This window comes from Rhizobium leguminosarum bv. trifolii WSM2297, from assembly GCF_000271845.1.
On record NZ_JH719395.1, the window covers coordinates 3,734,305 to 3,749,469 of the forward strand.

A 15,165-nucleotide genomic window follows, 5' to 3' on the forward strand; every position below is an offset into this window, starting at 1 on the left:
GATGCCGGTGACCGCCTCATTGTTTTTGCCGGCCAGCGCCGCCCGCTGCCCGGGACTGACCGCCAATACGGTACTGTTCGAGCATCTTTGCGCGCTTCACTACACCCTCACCCGCCTGCCCTGCAAGCACTGCGGCATGGATAAAAGCATTCTGGCCCATCAGGCCTTCCATTTCGCTCTCCGAGAAGAGACGGAAGGAAGGTATCTCCTCCTCGGTCTCCATTCCGAGGTGCCAGGCCTTGCGGGCCTGGTCGATTTTCCGGACGCCGTCGTCCGCTGCATCAGTCGCATGGAACACCGCAATGGCTGCTCCGCTTCTGACTGCGGCATCCACTTTCGAGGAGCCGCTGACGAACTGGCCGGCTTTCCGCGCCATGTTCATCATCTGCATCAATTGTGCCGACAGCAGCCGGTCGACGCTCGCGCCGAGATCGTCCGCCGCCTTCACATCCATTTTCAGCGCGCGGGCGAAGAGTTTCTTCGCCACTGCCCTGTCGACCAGCGACCGGTCGATCTTCACCCAGCATCCGCGTCCCGGAAGCTCGCGCTTCAGGTCGGCGACAATCATTCCATCGGGAGCGGCAACGAAGCGGATCAGCTCTTCCGGCGATCCGCTTTCGCGCGTCACGATGCACATGCGTCCGTTCACGTCATAACCTGCAAGATCGTCGTCCTCATCAGGAAGAGCGTCCGGCTCATGCGCGGTCATCATGCTTCTTGTTCGGCTTCGGCTTCAGTGACCTCTTCTTCGGTCCCCTTCGCCAGGTCCTCTTCGGTGATCCAGCCGGCCGAAAGGCGGGCCTGGACGATCATCTGCTCGGCCTCGACGCGCGAAACGTCGAACTTCGAGAACAGCCCTTCGAACTTCTTGGTTTCGCCGTTCTTGCGTTCGCTCCAGCCGACCAGATCGTCAGCGGCGCAACCGGCAAAGTCCTCGATCGTCTTGATCCCGTCTTCGCCGAGCGCCACCATCATCTGGGCGGTTATGCCGTCGATTTCGCGCAGTTCGTCCTGAACGCCGAGCGCCTTGCGCTTCTCGTCCATCTCGGCTTCGAGACGCTCGAGGAACTCGCGGGCGCGCTGCTGGATTTCCTGCGCCGTCTCTTCGTCGAAACCGTCGATCGAGGAGATTTCGTCGAGATCGACATAAGCCAGTTCTTCAACCGCGGCAAAGCCTTCGGAGGCCAGAACCTGGCCGACCATTTCGTCGACGTCGAGCGAATCCATGAACAGGTTGGTGCGCTCGTTGAATTCCTTCTGACGGCGTTCCGATTCCTCGGCTTCCGTCATGATGTCGATGTCCCAGCCGGTCAGCTGCGAGGCGAGGCGGACGTTCTGGCCGCGGCGGCCGATCGCCAACGACAGCTGCTCATCGGGAACGACGACTTCGATACGCTCGGCATCCTCGTCGAGAACCACCTTGGCGACTTCGGCCGGCTGCAGGGCGTTGACGACGAAGGTCGCCGGGTCTTGGCTCCACGGAATGATGTCGATCTTCTCGCCCTGGAGTTCGCCGACGACGGCCTGAACGCGCGAGCCGCGCATACCGACGCAGGCGCCGACCGGATCGATCGAACTATCGTTCGAGATCACGGCGATCTTGGCGCGCGAGCCCGGATCGCGGGCGACCGACTTCACCTGGATGATGCCGTCGTAAATTTCCGGCACTTCCATGGTGAACAGCTTCACCATGAACTGCGGATGCGTGCGCGACAGGAAAATCTGCGGACCGCGCTGCTCGCGACGGACGTCATAGACGTAGGCGCGGACGCGATCGCCATAGCGGACGTTTTCGCGCGGGATCATTTCGTCGCGGCGGATGATGCCTTCGCCACGGCCGAGATCGACGATGACGTTGCCGTATTCGACGCGCTTGACGGTGCCGTTGACGATTTCGCCGGTGCGATCCTTGAATTCGTCGAACTGGCGGTCGCGCTCGGCTTCACGCACCTTCTGCACGATCACCTGCTTGGCGGACTGTGCGGCAATGCGGCCGAAATCCATCGGCGGCAGCGGATCAGCGATGAAATCGCCCAGTGCGGCGTCCGGGTTGCGGTCGCGGGCAAGTTCCAGCGGGATCTGCGTCGAATAATCCTCGGCCTTGTCGACGACTTCGAGCAGGCGCTGCAGACGGATTTCGCCGGTCTTCGGATTGATGTCGGCCCGGATGTTGGACTCGGTGCCGTAACGGGAGCGTGCCGCCTTCTGGATGGCATCGGCCATTGCGGCCAGCACGATCTCGCGGTCGATGACCTTTTCGCGCGCCACTGCATCTGCGATCTGCAGAAGTTCGAGCCGGTTCGCACTGACTGCCATTGTCTTGTTTCTCCGTCTTAACCCCGGGGTTCCCGTCCCTGGAGCGGTCTGTTGATCGGTTATTCCTGGTCGTCGTCCGCTTCGTTCTGGTTGGCGGCCTGGGCTTTCGCCAGCTTGTCGGCGCGCAACGCGTCGCGGATCAGGTCGTCGGTCAGAATGAGCTTCGCATCGCTAAGCGCCGTGAAGGGAATGGTGACCTTTTGCTCTTCCCCGTAAGCGACCTGGTCACGCTCGAGCGTGAAACCTTCTACGCCTGCTTCGACGATCTTGCCGCGGAAGCGCTTGCGATTGTCGATCAGGATCGACGTCTCGCATTTCACAAGGTGGCCCTGCCAGCGGACGAAATCGGATTTCCGCACCATCGGACGGTCGATGCCGGGCGAAGACACTTCGAGATGATACTCTTTATCGACCGGATCTTCCACATCGAGGACAGGAGAAATCGCCATCGAGACTTCTTCGCAGTCCTGAACCGTCATCGTCCCGTCGTTGCGCTCGGCCATGACCTGCATCGTTGCGCCGTTCTGGTTCATCATACGGACGCGGATAAGCCGGAAGCCCAGGCCGACGAGCACGGGTTCGATGATATCGGCAAGACGCTGGTCGAGCCCAGTTTCGGTAATCAGCCGCGGCTCAACTTCGTTGCCTGCGTTTGTCATGTCCGACAAGCGGTGCGCTCCTCGCAATTTCATGCTGTTTAAGGATCGCGCTAATAAAAAAGAGCGGGTCCTTGCGGCCCACTCTTCATCAAGCGATCAAGAATTTGAGAGGCATATAGTCGGGTTTTTCCAAAATTGCAAGGTCTGCGACCGATTCGGTCAATTCGTGCCGGGCGACGTCGGCGGGCCTATGGCCAGCGCGTCTCTTGCGCATATATTGCCGTTCGGGCGCAATAACAAAAGCGGGAGAAATCGTGGCCTACACCTCGTCGACATTGGCGCCTTTGCGGCACGATACCTACCGCACCATCTGGTTCGCCAGCCTGTCATCGAATTTCGGCGGCCTGATCCAGGCGGTGGGTGCTGCCTGGATGATGACGACGATCACCGCCTCGGAGGACATGGTGGCGCTGGTGCAGACCTCGACGGCGCTGCCGATCATGCTGTTTTCGCTGATATCGGGCGCCTTGGCCGACAATTACGACCGCCGCCGGGTCATGCTGACGGCGCAGTGCATGATGCTGACGGTCTCGGCCCTGCTGACGGCCACAGCCCTCCTCGGCTGGATCACCCCCTGGCTGCTGCTGTTTTTCACCTTCCTGATCGGCTGCGGCACCGCGCTCAACAATCCCTCCTGGCAGGCCTCGGTCGGCGACATGGTGCCGCGCGCCGATCTGCCGGGCGCCGTCACGCTGAACAGCATGGGCTTCAACATCACCCGCAGCGTCGGTCCGGCGATCGGCGGCGTCATCGTCGCAGCAGCAGGTGCGGCCGCCGCTTTCGCGGTCAACACCGTAAGCTACCTCGCCCTGATCTATGCCCTCATGCGCTGGCGCCCGAGCACGCCGGTCTCGACCCTGCCGCGCGAGGCGCTCGGCAGCGCCATCTTCGCCGGCCTGCGTTATGTCTCGATGTCGCCCAATCTCGAAAAGGTTCTGGTCAGGGGACTGCTGTTCGGCATCGGCGCCAGCTCGATCCTGGCGCTGCTGCCGGTCGTCGCACTCGATCTCGTCGGCGGCGGCCCGCTGACCTATGGTTTCATGCTCGGCGCCTTCGGCATCGGCGCGATCGGCGGTGCGGTGCTGAATGCGCGGCTGCGCCAGATGCTCTCAAGCGAAATGATCATCCGCCTCTCCTTTGCCGGTTTTGCGCTGAGCGCCGTCATCGCCGCCTTCAGCCCAAGCGCCGTCCTCACCTCAGCCGGGCTGCTCGTCTCCGGCGCCTGCTGGGTCTCGGCCCTTTCGCTCTTTAACACCATCGTCCAGCTGTCGACGCCGCGCTGGGTTGTGGGACGGGCGTTGTCGCTCTATCAGACCGTCACCTTCGGCGGCATCGCCGGCGGCAGCTGGTTGTGGGGTGTGGCCGCCGATCGTTACAGCGTCGCCGATGCGCTGCTGATGTCATCCGTCGTCATGCTGCTCGGCATTGTCATCGGCCTGCGTTTTTCGATGCCCGCCTTCGCCTCGCTCAATCTCGATCCGCTGAACCGCTTCACCGAGCCGGCTTTGAGTCTCGACATCACGCCGCGCAGCGGCCCGATCGTCATCCAGGTCGATTACGAGATCGGCGATGACGACCTTGCCGAATTCATGGTGCTGATGGCCGAACGCCGGCGTATCCGCATCCGCGACGGCGCCCGCCACTGGGCGCTGATGCGCGATCTCGAAAATCCCAGCCTCTGGACGGAAACCTACCATACGCCGACCTGGGTCGAATATATAAGACACAACCAGCGCCGCACGCAGGCCGATGCCGAAAACACCGACAGGCTTCGGGGGCTTCACCGCGGTGAAGGTCCGCTGCATGTCCACCGCATGATCGAACGCCAGGCCATTCCGCCTGATGACGACGTCTTCCACAAGGCGCCGATCGATCTGCATCATTGAGGGGCAGCCATGCATCAATTCAGGCTCGCCCGCCAATCCGATCTTGCCGCCATCGTCCGGCTGCTCGCCGATGACGATCTCGGCGGCACGAGGGAGATCGTTTCGGATCCTGTCGACGCACGTTATCTCTCGGCCTTTGCGGCGATCGAGGCCGATGCCAATCAGCTGCTGGCTGTCGCCAGCGACGCTTCCGATCGGGTTGTCGGCTGCCTGCAGCTGAGTTTTCTTCCCGGCCTGTCGAGAATGGGCACGTGGCGCGGCCAGATCGAAAGTGTGCGTATCGCCAGCGATCTCCGCGGCTCGGGCCTCGGCTCTCAGTTCATCGAATGGGCGGTCGCCATGTGCGCCAAGCGCGGCTGCGGCCTGGTGCAGCTGACATCGGACAAGGTACGAGAGGATGCGATCCGCTTCTACGAGAAGCTTGGTTTTGTGGTGAGCCACGAAGGGCTGAAGCGCAATCTCTGAAGCTGGTTATTTCAGCTTGCCCTTCATCGTCGCCTCGGGAAAGCAGGTGGGCTTCATGCCGTTCTTTGCCTGCCACTGGCCGATCGAGCGCCGGGTCTTGTAGCCCGGCAGACCGTCGGAACCGCCGACATCGTAACCCTGCCGTTCCAGCGCCTTCTGCATGGCGGCGACGTCCGAGCGCAGCATTTTGCCGACATCGCCCCATTTGCCCTGGAACACACCGCCATTGGAGGCGATCCGGTCGGCGAGGTTGCCGATATAGAGCGCGTAGAGATCGGAATTATTATATTCCTTGATGATGTAGAAATTCGGCGTGACGATGAATTCCGGCCCGTCGCGGCCGGCCGGCACCAGCATCATGCCCTCGGCCTTCATCTCGCCCGAGGGAAAACCCTTGCCGGAGATGCGGTCGATGCCGAGCGAGGCCCAATGCGACAGCGGCTTTGCCAGGTCGGGGCCTTCCTGCGCGCAGGAGACCGCTTCGGGTATCGACACCTCGAAGCCCCAGTCGCGGTCACGTTGCCAGCCCTTCTTGACCAGGAAATTGGCGATCGAGGCGAGTGTGTCCGGCACCGAGGTCCAGATGTTGCGATGGCCGTCGCCATCGAAATCGACGGCATATTTCAGATAGCTGGTCGGCATGAATTGCGGCTGGCCGAGCGCGCCGGCCGACGAGCCCTTGAAATCGGCAGGGGTGACGTCGCCGCCGTCGAGAATATGCAGCGCCGCGATCAGCTCGGTGCGGAACATCTCCCTGCGCGTCGACATGAAGGCCTTGGTCGCCAGCACCTCGACTGCCGAATTCGGGATCTTCGCCGCGCCGAAGCCGGTCTCCCGGCCCCAGATGGCCAGCACGATCGAACCCGGCACGCCGTAGGTCTTCTCGATGCGCTTCAGCGTCGAACCATATTGCGCGGCAAAACCGCGGCCTGTGGCGGCAAGCCTCTTCAACTGGTCTTCGTTGAAATAGGGACCGGGCGAGGAAAATTCCGCCTGCGTCTGCTTCTGCTCTTTCGGCGGCGGAAAACCGGGCGGCGCGAGGTCGGGCAGGTTCCAGTTCAGCGTGACGCCGGAGAAGGCGGCCTTGAAACTCTTCTCGGAAATACCGTTCGCCTTGGCCTCCGGCCAGAGGTCTTGTTGCACCCAGGTCTCGAACTGCGCCTCGACATCGGTCTTCGAAGGGGCTGCGAGGGCGGGGAGGGGGAGGAGGACGGCCGTCAAAGCGAGTGTGAATATCCGTAGGCGCTGTGCAGCACCCCCCTCTGTCCTGCCGGACATCTCCCCCACAAGGGGGGAGATCGGCTGGGGGCGCCAACTTCGCGAACTCTTGATCGTGTGCCAAACGGCTCCGGCCATCTCAGGCGATTGATTGGGGCAAGAGGGTGCCTCAAGCCAATCTCCCCCCTTGTGGGGGGTGAGGCGCGTGCCGGCAAAGCCGGAGCGATCGATCCAGCGGATCGATCGGAGTGCCGAACGCCCGGCAGGGCAGAGGGGGGTGTTCTTCGGGATAGACAAGAACCTCATATCACCGTCCGCGCCCGCAATGCCGCCGCAAGCGTGCCTTCGTCGAGATAGTCGAGTTCGCCGCCAACCGGCACGCCATGCGCCAGCCGGGTGACCTTTACCTCGAGCCCCTGCAACTGGTCGGTAATGTAATGCGCCGTCGTCTGCCCCTCGACGGTGGCATTGACCGCGATGATCAGTTCCCGGATGCCGCCTTCGCCGATCCGGTCGATCAGTCCGCGAATATTGAGGTCGTCGGGCCCGATCCCATCGAGTGGCGACAACGTACCGCCGAGCACGTGGTAGGCGGCGTTCATCGCGCCCGCTCGTTCCAGCGCCCAGAGGTCCGAAACGTCCTCGACGACGATGATGATGGATTGATCGCGCTGCGTGTCGGTGCAGACGGTACAGGGGTCGACCGTATCGACATTGCCGCAGCGCGAGCAGATCTTCACCTTGTCATAGGCTTCGCCCATCGCATTCGACAGCGGGCCGAGCAGCTGGTCTTTCTTCTTGATCAGATGCAGCGCCGCCCGGCGCGCCGAACGCGGCCCGAGGCCCGGCACCTTCGCCAGAAGCTGGATGAGTTTTTCGATTTCGGGGCCGGTGACTCGTTTTGCCATGCGCCGTTCTTAACTGATATGGAACGAAAACGGAATCGCGGAAGGATCGGCCATCCCATGAAAATCCTGGCGCTCTGCACCGGCAATCCGGAAAGACTGCCGGGCAAGAGCTATAAGACCGGCATCTTCAAACATGCCGTCAACGGCGCGGTGATGATCGATGCCGAGGGCCTCGTCGGTGATGCCATCTGCAACCGCAAACACCATGGCGGTGTCGACCAGGCTGTTTATATCGAGGGAGCGTTGACTCTCGACTGGTGGAGTGGCGCGCTCGGCCAGCCATACGAGCCCGGGACCTTCGGCGAAAACATGGTGATCTCGGATCTCGACAATCGCGATGTTGCCGTCGGCGACCGCTTCATATCAGGCGATCTCGTCCTTGAAGCCACGTCCTGCCGCATTCCCTGCGCCACCTTCGCCGCCAGGATGGCCGATCCGCAATTCGTCAAACGCTATACCGTGGCCGCCCGCCCCGGCATCTACTGCCGCGTTATCAAAGCCGGCGTGGCCGAGGCCGGAATGCCGGTGGAACATCGGCCGTTTTCCGGAGAGAAAGTGACGATGCCGGAGTTGATGGAAACATTTGGCCGACGGCTTCCGGAGCCGGACCGGGCGCGATACCTCGCCGCCCCTATTCACTACAAGCTGCGCGCCGTGCTGGAAGCCCAGCACTGAGCGTCGCGTCTATGCGCGCTGCATTGACAAACTTGCGCGTAAATCAGAACGGCAGCTTGAAGCCGGGTGGGATCGGCAGGCCGGCGGTCAGCGCCTTGGTTTTTTCGGCGGCGAGCGCTTCGGCCTTGTCCTTGGCGTCCTTGTGGGCGGCGACGATCAGGTCCTCGAGGATCTCGACATCGTCCTCCTTGAAGAGCGACGGGTCGATCTTCAGGCTCTTCAGCTCGCCCTTGCCGGAGATGATGACGGTGACGAGGCCGCCGCCGGCTTTGCCTTTGGCCGTGAGCTCGGCGATCTCCGCCTGCATCTGCTCCATCTTGGCCTGCATTTCCTTGACTTTGCCCATCATGCCCATGATGTCGCGCATCGTCTCGCTCCTTGTTGAAATCAGAATTCTATGTCGTCGCCGGGCAGGATATCACCGTCTTCCGATTCGGCGGCGGCGGGCGGTGTCGCATCTTCCGCTTCCTCCTCCGGCGTCGGCGCCCTTACGCGCACATCGATGATCTTGGCGCCTGGAAACTGCGCAAGGATCGCCGCGACATCAGGGTCCTGGCGTGCATCGCTGACGCGCTGTTGCTGAGCCTTGGCTTCCGCCTCCACCATCGTCGGGCCGCCTTCTTCGCGGCTGGTGCTGACAATCCAGTGGATGCCTGTCCATTCCTTGAGTTTAACGGCAAGCTCGTTCAGCAGCGTGCCCGGTGCGCCCTCGGTGAGGTTCACATCAAGCCGGCCGGGTTCGATGCGGACCGGCCGCACGAAGTTGCGCACCAGCGCCTTCAGCTTGACGTCCCGCTTCTCGGCGGCCAGGTCGACGATATCGCCGATCGAATTGACCGGGACGAGCGGCTTCGGTGTTTCTGCCGGTTTCGTCTCGATCCGCCCGACAGGCATCGTCTCGGGCTGGCTGCTCGGTACGGCGCGCAGCATCGCAACCGGCGCGGACGCCTGCGGCTTGCCGGGTGCGATTTCCGGCGCGCGCGCCGCGACGCTGCTTTGATAGGGAACGCGCGTGCCGCCGCCGGTGCCGACAGGCGAGGAGGAGGGCCGCGGGCCGGCATTGTCGCCGGAAAATTCGGCAAGCCGCCGCGCCGCATCCTCGGGTGCCGGCAGATGCGCCGCATGCGCGAGCCGGATCAGCACCATTTCGGCCGCACCCGCCGTCCGCGACGAGCCTTCCGTTTCCGGAATGCCCTTCAGCAGCATCTGCCAGATGCGCGACAGCGTCGTCACCGCAACGCCCTTGGCGAATTCGGCCGCCTTGGTGCGCTCGACTTCGCTGAGCGAGGGATCGTTTGCCGCATCCGGCACATATTTCAGCCGCGTCACCAGATGGGTGAAATCGGCAAGGTCGGTCAGCACTACCACCGGATTGGCGCCGGCCTCGTACTGGTTCTGGAATTCGCCGAGGGCGGCGGCGACATCGCCCTTGATGACATGCTGGAAAAGATCGACGATCCGGGCGCGGTCGGCCAGGCCGAGCATGCCGCGCACCGCTTCCGCCTGGACGGCGCCGGCGCCATGGGCGATCGCCTGGTCGAGCAGCGACAGGCCGTCACGCGCCGAGCCTTCGGCGGCGCGCGCGATCATCGCCAGCGCGTCGCCTTCCGCCTCGATGCCTTCCTTGGCGGCGATCGTCGAAAACAGCCCGACGAGATCCGACGCGCTGATGCGGCGCAGGTCGAAGCGCTGGCAGCGCGACAGCACGGTGATCGGCACCTTGCGAATTTCGGTTGTGGCGAAGATGAACTTCACATGCTCCGGCGGCTCTTCCAGCGTCTTCAGCAGGCCGTTGAAGGCCTGCGTCGACAGCATGTGTACTTCGTCAATGATATAGACTTTGTAGCGCGCCGAAACCGGCCGGTAGCGCACCTGCTCGATGATCTCTCTTATATCGTCGATGCCGGTATGGGAGGCGGCATCCATCTCGATCACATCGACATGGCGGCCTTCCATGATCGCCTGGCAATGTTCGCCGGGCACGCGCAGATCGATCGTCGGCTTGTCGATATCGGCTGTCTTGTAGTTCAGCGCCCGCGCCAGGATGCGCGCCGTCGTCGTCTTGCCGACGCCGCGCACACCGGTCAGCATATAGGCCTGCGCGATACGGCCGGTCTCGAAGGCGTTGGTGAGGGTGCGGACCATCGGCTCCTGGCCGACCATCAGGTCCGTGAAATCCTTGGGGCGGTATTTGCGAGCCAGCACCCGGTATCCGGTGCCCGTCGAGGCGGCATCTTTTGACTGTCGCTCGGTGTCGCTCATCGCCCTGCTTGTCGCCCGGATCGTCGGGCACTTCGTGGAGAGAAGGTGGGAGGCTGGCACGATGACCCGTGCCGGGCTCGTTAGGGCTGCTTCCTTCCGGACCTGACCCGGTTGGCGAGTGGCTCGTCCACCACCAACCTCCCGGATGCACATATCGGCAATATCGTCATCAAAAGCAAGCCAACATCCAAAAAAACTGCTAGTCCTAGGAAAAGACAGGAGGAATGCCCGTTGAAAGGTTTCGCGCTCGACCCCCGGCTGGAAAATGACAGCACCAGCATCATGGTCACCGGTCTCTGCGATCTCAGATTGTCGAAGGACGCTCGCTGGCCCTGGCTCATTCTCGTGCCGCGCCGCGCCGATATTACCGAAATCTTCGAGCTGACGCCGCTCGACCAGGTGCTGCTTGCCTTCGAGACGGAGCTGGTCGCCAATGCATTGAAGAAGATCACCGACGCGACAAAAATCAATATCGGGGCTCTTGGCAATATCGTCCGCCAGCTTCATGTTCATGTCATTGCCCGCTTCGAAGGCGATGCCAACTGGCCGGGTCCCGTCTGGGGCTTCGGACGCGCGGAGCCCTACGAGGACGGAAAGAGAGACGAATTCATAGCGAAGCTGCGGGAAGCCCTTTCATCATGAGTCATTCGCTTTTCGATTCGGATGTGCCGCATCCCGAACCCAGCAATCTTACGGCCTTTGCCGCCAACGACCTCAATCGCGATTCCGAACATCGCGACGAACAGTCCGTCGAAAAGGCGCTGGCCAGGGAAGGCACCCATATTTTCGCCTTCGCCAGAGACAAGCTGGTGCTGAAGCATGACGGCCAGGTGCTCGATCCGCTTTTTGCCCGCTACGAGCTCAAGGAATTGCAGCCGGATTGGGACGAGACCGTGCTTCTCGGCTACCGCAAATCAGGCGAACCGCGCCTTGCCGTTCCCGTCGCCATCGACGTCGATGATCTCACCAGCCACTACAAACCTGCCGACGGCCGGACGCTGTTTCGCGAAATGCTGATCGACGAGGTGCTGCTCGGCGAATTCGCCCAGGCTGCAAGCCTCATCCGCTGGAATGGCGACAACCGCTTTTGCGGCCGCTGCGGTTCGGCGATGGAGATCCATATCGGCGGCTACAAACGTGTCTGCACCGCCTGCGAACACATGATCTTTCCCCGCACCGACCCCGTCGTCATCATGCTGACGATCGACGAGAGCCGCGATCTCTGCCTGCTCGGCCGCAGCCCGCATTTCGCGCCCGGCATGTACTCCTGCCTTGCCGGCTTCGTCGAACCCGGCGAGACCATCGAGAACGCCGTGCGCCGCGAAACGCTGGAGGAATCGGGCATCCGCACCGGCCGCATCCGCTACCACGCCTCGCAGCCTTGGCCGATGCCGCACTCACTGATGATCGGCTGTTACGCCGAGGCCAAATCCAGCGAAATTACCCGTGACGAGACCGAGCTGGAGGATTGCCGCTGGTTCACCCGCGAGGAAACCATCGAAATGCTGGAACGCCCGAGCCCGACAGGCAAGGCCTCGCCGCCGAAAGGGGCGATCGCCCACCGCCTGATGCGCGACTGGGTGGAGTGGAAGCGGTAACGCCATGCCGGTCGCGCGCTCGGAACGGCTACTGACGCTGCTCCAGACGCTCCGGCGCTACCGGCGGCCGGTGACCGGCATCGTGCTTGCCGAGGAGACCGGCGTCAGCCTGCGTACGCTCTATCGCGATATTGCCAGCCTGCAGGCCCAGGGTGCGATGATCGAAGGTGAAGCCGGCATCGGCTACGTGCTGAAGCCGGGCTTCATGCTGCCGCCGATGATGTTTTCCGAAGAAGAGTTGGAGGCACTGGTGCTGGGCTCGCGCTGGGTGGCGCGTGCCGCCGAGCCGCGTCTTGCCGGCGCCGGCGCCGATGCGCTGGCCAAGATTGCCGCCGTGCTGCCGGCCGATATGCGGGAGATGATCGATTCGGCCGCCCTTTTCGTCGGCCCCAAACGCCGGGACGAGGACAGCGCAGATGTCTCGGCGATCCGCAGGGCGATCCGCCTCGAGCGTATTCTCGAACTGCATTACGGCGACGAACAGGGCCGGATCTCGCGCCGCCGCGTCTGGCCTTTCGCGCTCGGTTATTTCGAACATGTGCGGGTCGTCATGGCCTGGTGCGAACTGCGCCAGGATTTCCGCCATTTCCGCACCGACCGCATCATCGATATGGCGTTGCACGAAGTCCGTTATCCGCGCCGCCGCACCGTGCTTCTCAAGGAATGGCGAGAGACGCAGGACGTGCCCGTCGAGAGGTGAATGCTGCTGCCATAAACTGTCAGTAGTCGGCGTTATGATCAGTCTCAATTCATCCGGGAAGGAGTACTGATCATGGCAACGTCTCTCGTCATCCATCAAGCCAGTGACCGTTTTGCAGTTGACACCTTTGCCCATGTCATTTCGGCCGAAACTTTCGCCGACGTAGGGCAGTCCGGGCACCCCGGTCTTCTCAGCCGGGTCATGAGCATCTTTCGGCTACGCAGTGCAAACCACACCAGCCTCGATATCGAGGCGGTACCGGATTGCCGGAAGCGCGACCTCGGCCTTATGGATGGACGCGACCCGCGCCGTGGGGGCGGTTTTTCGCTTTAGACCATCTGATCGTCATTCACACCGCGGTTTGAGAACGAGGGCGCTGCTGTCGCAACGCCCTCAGCAACTGCTGCCATAAATTGGCAGCAGACGATCTCTCGCCGTGCCAATTGCCAGCAACGGGAGAACCGAAATGACCAGCCCCAATCTGATTATCCTCTACGTCAAGGATCCGGCAGAAAGCGCCAGCTTTTACCGCAACCTGCTGAACCGCGAACCGGCCGTGGAAGCGCCGAATTTCGTCGCCTTCCCGCTCGAGGGCGGCTTCACCCTCGGCCTCTGGCGGCGCAGCAAGGTCGAACCGCAGCCTTCCGCCATCGGCAACCGCGGCGAAGTGGCCTTCATGGTCGCCGGCGAAAACGCCGTCGCACGGCACTATGACGATTGGCGCGGCCGCGGCCTGCCGATCGCCCAGGAGCTGACCGAACTGGACTTCGGCCCGACCTTCGTCGTGCTCGACCCTGACGGTCATCGCCTGCGTGTCTGTGAGCCGGATAAATGATAGCCGAATTGCGAGGCCTGCCTAAAGCAGGCCTCGCATCACATGCCCCTTGTAGACGCCGAGGATGCGCACCTTCTCGGAGAAGAACCGCAGTTCCTCCAAAGCCCGGCGCACGTTCGGATCGTTCGGATGGCCTTCGATATCGGCGTAGAACTGCGTCGCCACGAATTTTCCGCCGAGCTGGTAGCTTTCGAGCTTCGTCATGTTGATGTTGTTGGTGGCGAAGCCGCCGAGTGCCTTGTAAAGGGCGGCCGGAATGTTGCGGACGTTGAAGACGAAGGTGGTGACGACTTTTTCCTCGGCCGAATTGCGTTGCGCCCATTCCTCGTCGCGGGACAGGATGACGAAGCGGGTCACGTTGTTTTCGGTATCCTCGACATTTTCGGCGATAATCTCGAGCCCGTAGAGATCGGCGGCAAGGCGCGGCGCCAAGGCGGCCATCGAGCGGTCGCCGGTTTCCTTCACGAGCTTTGCCGCCCCTGCCGTATCGCCGGCAATCACAGGCTTCCAGCCATTGGCGCGAACGATCTTGCGGCACTGGCCGAGCGCGTGGATATGGCTGTGAACCGTGCGGATCTCGTCCTTGCTCACCCCCGGCAGAACCATCAGCTGGAAGCGGATCGGCATGAAATACTCGCCGATGATGTGGAGGCGCGATTCAGGCAGCAGATGGTGGATATCGGCGACGCGCCCGGCAATCGTGTTCTCGATCGGGATCATGCCGATATCGGCGTCGCCGTTGTCGACCGCCGTGAACGCATCCTCGAAGGTCTGGCAGGGCAGCGGCTCCATGGTCGGAAACATGTCGCGGCAGGCCATGTCGGAATTGGCGCCGAATTCGCCCTGGAAGGCGATCCTGTTGGTCTTGATGTTCATGATGGTTCCGTCAGTTCGACTTTGCGGAGAGGATGCGCCGCGCTATTTCGAGATCGGCGGGAGTATCGACACCGAGCGGAACCGTGTCAACGATCTCCGCGTCGATGCGCATGCCGGCCTCCAGCGCCCTGAGCTGCTCCAGAGATTCGCGCCTTTCGAGCGTTGAAGGCCCGAGCGAGACGAACCGTTCCAGTGCCGCGCGCCGATAGGCGTAAAGGCCGATATGATGGTAGAGCGGACCCTTGCCGTAAGGTGCGGTCGCACGGGTGAAATAGAGCCCGCGCAGTCGGGTGTCGGAAACGGGCGAGCCGACGACCTTGACTATGTGCGGCGCTATTTTGTCCGCTTCATTGTCGATTTCGGTTGTCAGCGTGCCGATATCGACCGCCTCGTTCTCGAGAGGGCGCAAAGCCGCGCGCACGGTTTCCGGATCGATGGTCGGCAGATCGCCCTGGACGTTGACGATGAATTTCGCCTTCCCGTCCGGATCGACCTTCGTCAGCGCTTCGAAGATCCGATCGGAACCCGATTGATGATCGCTGCTGGTCATGACGACTTCAAAGCCGGCGGCAGAAACCGCATCGAACACCCGGGGGTCGTCGACGGCGACGACGACGCGGCCGATCGCCGCCTCTTTGGCGCGCAACGCCACCTGAACGATCATCGGCAGCCCGCAAATATCGGCGAGCGGCTTGCCCGGAAGCCGGGTGGAGGCCATCCGCGCCGGGATCAATACGAGCACACCGTGTAAATTTGAATCACTCATG

Annotated in this window: 17 protein-coding genes and 1 other RNA gene; 8 read left to right on the plus strand and 10 right to left on the minus strand. The window is 62.5% G+C overall.

All coding sequences use genetic code 11. From position 1 onward, the window contains the following. Window positions 1-16: 16 nt before the first annotated feature. From RLEG4DRAFT_RS33195 to rimP, 3 genes are read right to left on the minus strand one after another with little or no spacing between them, the layout of a single operon-like run. Window positions 17-712, minus strand: coding sequence for an RNA-binding protein (locus RLEG4DRAFT_RS33195; protein WP_003583401.1), 696 nt, complete (start codon window positions 710-712; stop codon window positions 17-19). Then, window positions 709-2,316, minus strand: a complete 1,608-nt coding sequence (gene nusA, locus RLEG4DRAFT_RS33200; protein WP_003583402.1) for a transcription termination factor NusA — start codon at window positions 2,314-2,316, stop codon at window positions 709-711. Before nusA ends, RLEG4DRAFT_RS33195 begins: the two co-directional genes overlap by 4 nt. A 59-nt stretch (window positions 2,317-2,375) precedes the next feature. Beyond that, window positions 2,376-2,984, minus strand: coding sequence for a ribosome maturation factor RimP (gene rimP / locus RLEG4DRAFT_RS33205; protein ID WP_003583403.1), 609 nt, complete (start codon window positions 2,982-2,984; stop codon window positions 2,376-2,378). Window positions 2,985-3,181: 197 nt separating this feature from the next. Here rimP and RLEG4DRAFT_RS33210 point away from each other — a divergent pair, with 197 nt between their 5' ends. Further along, a complete protein-coding gene (locus RLEG4DRAFT_RS33210; RefSeq protein ID WP_171898258.1) occupies window positions 3,182-4,861 on the plus strand; it encodes an MFS transporter in 1,680 nt (559 codons plus the stop codon). A gap of 9 nt (window positions 4,862-4,870) precedes the next feature. Next, window positions 4,871-5,326 carry a GNAT family N-acetyltransferase gene (locus tag RLEG4DRAFT_RS33215; protein ID WP_003583406.1) on the plus strand — a complete coding sequence of 152 codons (456 nt, stop codon included), beginning with the start codon at window positions 4,871-4,873 and terminating at the stop codon, window positions 5,324-5,326. A gap of 6 nt (window positions 5,327-5,332) precedes the next feature. Here RLEG4DRAFT_RS33215 and RLEG4DRAFT_RS33220 read toward each other — a convergent pair whose 3' ends face one another. Further along, window positions 5,333-6,604 carry a lytic murein transglycosylase gene (locus RLEG4DRAFT_RS33220; RefSeq protein ID WP_037094487.1) on the minus strand — a complete coding sequence of 424 codons (1,272 nt, stop codon included), beginning with the start codon at window positions 6,602-6,604 and terminating at the stop codon, window positions 5,333-5,335. Window positions 6,605-6,846: 242 nt separating this feature from the next. After that, the gene (recR, locus tag RLEG4DRAFT_RS33225; protein ID WP_003583409.1) at window positions 6,847-7,452 is read right to left on the minus strand and encodes a recombination mediator RecR; all 606 of its coding nucleotides are present in this window, start codon (window positions 7,450-7,452) and stop codon (window positions 6,847-6,849) included. Between the two features lie 57 nt (window positions 7,453-7,509). Here recR and RLEG4DRAFT_RS33230 point away from each other — a divergent pair, with 57 nt between their 5' ends. Further along, complete coding sequence (locus tag RLEG4DRAFT_RS33230) at window positions 7,510-8,127, plus strand: MOSC domain-containing protein (RefSeq protein ID WP_003583411.1); 618 nt, start codon at window positions 7,510-7,512, stop codon at window positions 8,125-8,127. Window positions 8,128-8,170: 43 nt separating this feature from the next. On the opposite strand, the gene RLEG4DRAFT_RS33235 is transcribed toward RLEG4DRAFT_RS33230, so the two are convergent. From RLEG4DRAFT_RS33235 to ffs, 3 genes are all read right to left on the minus strand, one after another. Next, a complete protein-coding gene (locus RLEG4DRAFT_RS33235) occupies window positions 8,171-8,494 on the minus strand; it encodes a YbaB/EbfC family nucleoid-associated protein (protein ID WP_003583413.1) in 324 nt (107 codons plus the stop codon). Between the two features lie 20 nt (window positions 8,495-8,514). After that, window positions 8,515-10,389 (minus strand): DNA polymerase III subunit gamma/tau, encoded by a 1,875-nt coding sequence (locus RLEG4DRAFT_RS33240; protein ID WP_003583414.1) that lies wholly within the window; start codon window positions 10,387-10,389, stop codon window positions 8,515-8,517. 45 nt (window positions 10,390-10,434) lie between these two features. Next, an RNA gene (gene ffs, locus RLEG4DRAFT_RS38205) (signal recognition particle sRNA small type) lies at window positions 10,435-10,531 on the minus strand. Between the two features lie 89 nt (window positions 10,532-10,620). On the opposite strand from ffs, the gene RLEG4DRAFT_RS33245 reads away from it, so the two are divergent. From RLEG4DRAFT_RS33245 to RLEG4DRAFT_RS33265, 5 genes are all read left to right on the plus strand, one after another. Next, the gene (locus tag RLEG4DRAFT_RS33245; RefSeq protein ID WP_003583416.1) at window positions 10,621-11,031 is read left to right on the plus strand and encodes an HIT domain-containing protein; all 411 of its coding nucleotides are present in this window, start codon (window positions 10,621-10,623) and stop codon (window positions 11,029-11,031) included. Continuing rightward, a complete protein-coding gene (nudC, locus tag RLEG4DRAFT_RS33250; protein ID WP_003583417.1) occupies window positions 11,028-11,987 on the plus strand; it encodes an NAD(+) diphosphatase in 960 nt (319 codons plus the stop codon). The genes RLEG4DRAFT_RS33245 and nudC overlap by 4 nt, the downstream gene beginning before the upstream one ends. A 4-nt stretch (window positions 11,988-11,991) precedes the next feature. Continuing rightward, on the plus strand, window positions 11,992-12,687 hold the full coding sequence (locus RLEG4DRAFT_RS33255) for a helix-turn-helix transcriptional regulator (RefSeq protein ID WP_003583419.1): 696 nt from the start codon (window positions 11,992-11,994) through the stop codon (window positions 12,685-12,687). Between the two features lie 72 nt (window positions 12,688-12,759). Next, window positions 12,760-13,020, plus strand: coding sequence for a hypothetical protein (locus tag RLEG4DRAFT_RS33260; RefSeq protein ID WP_003583421.1), 261 nt, complete (start codon window positions 12,760-12,762; stop codon window positions 13,018-13,020). A gap of 133 nt (window positions 13,021-13,153) precedes the next feature. Continuing rightward, window positions 13,154-13,522, plus strand: coding sequence for a VOC family protein (locus tag RLEG4DRAFT_RS33265; RefSeq protein ID WP_003571202.1), 369 nt, complete (start codon window positions 13,154-13,156; stop codon window positions 13,520-13,522). A 21-nt stretch (window positions 13,523-13,543) separates the two neighbouring features. On the opposite strand, the gene RLEG4DRAFT_RS33270 is transcribed toward RLEG4DRAFT_RS33265, so the two are convergent. Next, window positions 13,544-14,398: a prephenate dehydratase gene (locus tag RLEG4DRAFT_RS33270; RefSeq protein ID WP_003583423.1), complete on the minus strand. Its 855-nt coding sequence runs from the start codon at window positions 14,396-14,398 to the stop codon at window positions 13,544-13,546. 10 nt (window positions 14,399-14,408) lie between these two features. Beyond that, window positions 14,409-15,164: a 3-deoxy-manno-octulosonate cytidylyltransferase gene (locus tag RLEG4DRAFT_RS33275; RefSeq protein WP_003583425.1), complete on the minus strand. Its 756-nt coding sequence runs from the start codon at window positions 15,162-15,164 to the stop codon at window positions 14,409-14,411. Window position 15,165: the final 1 nt, after the last annotated feature.

Excerpts from the sequence above, each read along its gene's own strand:
- RLEG4DRAFT_RS33195 (WP_003583401.1), bottom strand. The coding sequence starts at position 712 with ATGATGACCGCGCATGAGCCGGACGCTCTTCCTGATGAGGACGACGAT.
- nusA (WP_003583402.1), bottom strand. The coding sequence starts at position 2,316 with ATGGCAGTCAGTGCGAACCGGCTCGAACTTCTGCAGATCGCAGATGCA.
- RLEG4DRAFT_RS33215 (WP_003583406.1), top strand. The coding sequence starts at position 4,871 with ATGCATCAATTCAGGCTCGCCCGCCAATCCGATCTTGCCGCCATCGTC.
- RLEG4DRAFT_RS33220 (WP_037094487.1), bottom strand. The coding sequence starts at position 6,604 with ATGTCCGGCAGGACAGAGGGGGGTGCTGCACAGCGCCTACGGATATTC.
- recR (WP_003583409.1), bottom strand. The coding sequence starts at position 7,452 with ATGGCAAAACGAGTCACCGGCCCCGAAATCGAAAAACTCATCCAGCTT.
- RLEG4DRAFT_RS33230 (WP_003583411.1), top strand. The coding sequence starts at position 7,510 with ATGAAAATCCTGGCGCTCTGCACCGGCAATCCGGAAAGACTGCCGGGC.
- RLEG4DRAFT_RS33235 (WP_003583413.1), bottom strand. The coding sequence starts at position 8,494 with ATGCGCGACATCATGGGCATGATGGGCAAAGTCAAGGAAATGCAGGCC.
- RLEG4DRAFT_RS33240 (WP_003583414.1), bottom strand. The coding sequence starts at position 10,389 with ATGAGCGACACCGAGCGACAGTCAAAAGATGCCGCCTCGACGGGCACC.
- nudC (WP_003583417.1), top strand. The coding sequence starts at position 11,028 with ATGAGTCATTCGCTTTTCGATTCGGATGTGCCGCATCCCGAACCCAGC.
- RLEG4DRAFT_RS33255 (WP_003583419.1), top strand. The coding sequence starts at position 11,992 with ATGCCGGTCGCGCGCTCGGAACGGCTACTGACGCTGCTCCAGACGCTC.
- RLEG4DRAFT_RS33260 (WP_003583421.1), top strand. The coding sequence starts at position 12,760 with ATGGCAACGTCTCTCGTCATCCATCAAGCCAGTGACCGTTTTGCAGTT.
- RLEG4DRAFT_RS33265 (WP_003571202.1), top strand. The coding sequence starts at position 13,154 with ATGACCAGCCCCAATCTGATTATCCTCTACGTCAAGGATCCGGCAGAA.
- RLEG4DRAFT_RS33270 (WP_003583423.1), bottom strand. The coding sequence starts at position 14,398 with ATGAACATCAAGACCAACAGGATCGCCTTCCAGGGCGAATTCGGCGCC.
- RLEG4DRAFT_RS33275 (WP_003583425.1), bottom strand. The coding sequence starts at position 15,164 with ATGAGTGATTCAAATTTACACGGTGTGCTCGTATTGATCCCGGCGCGG.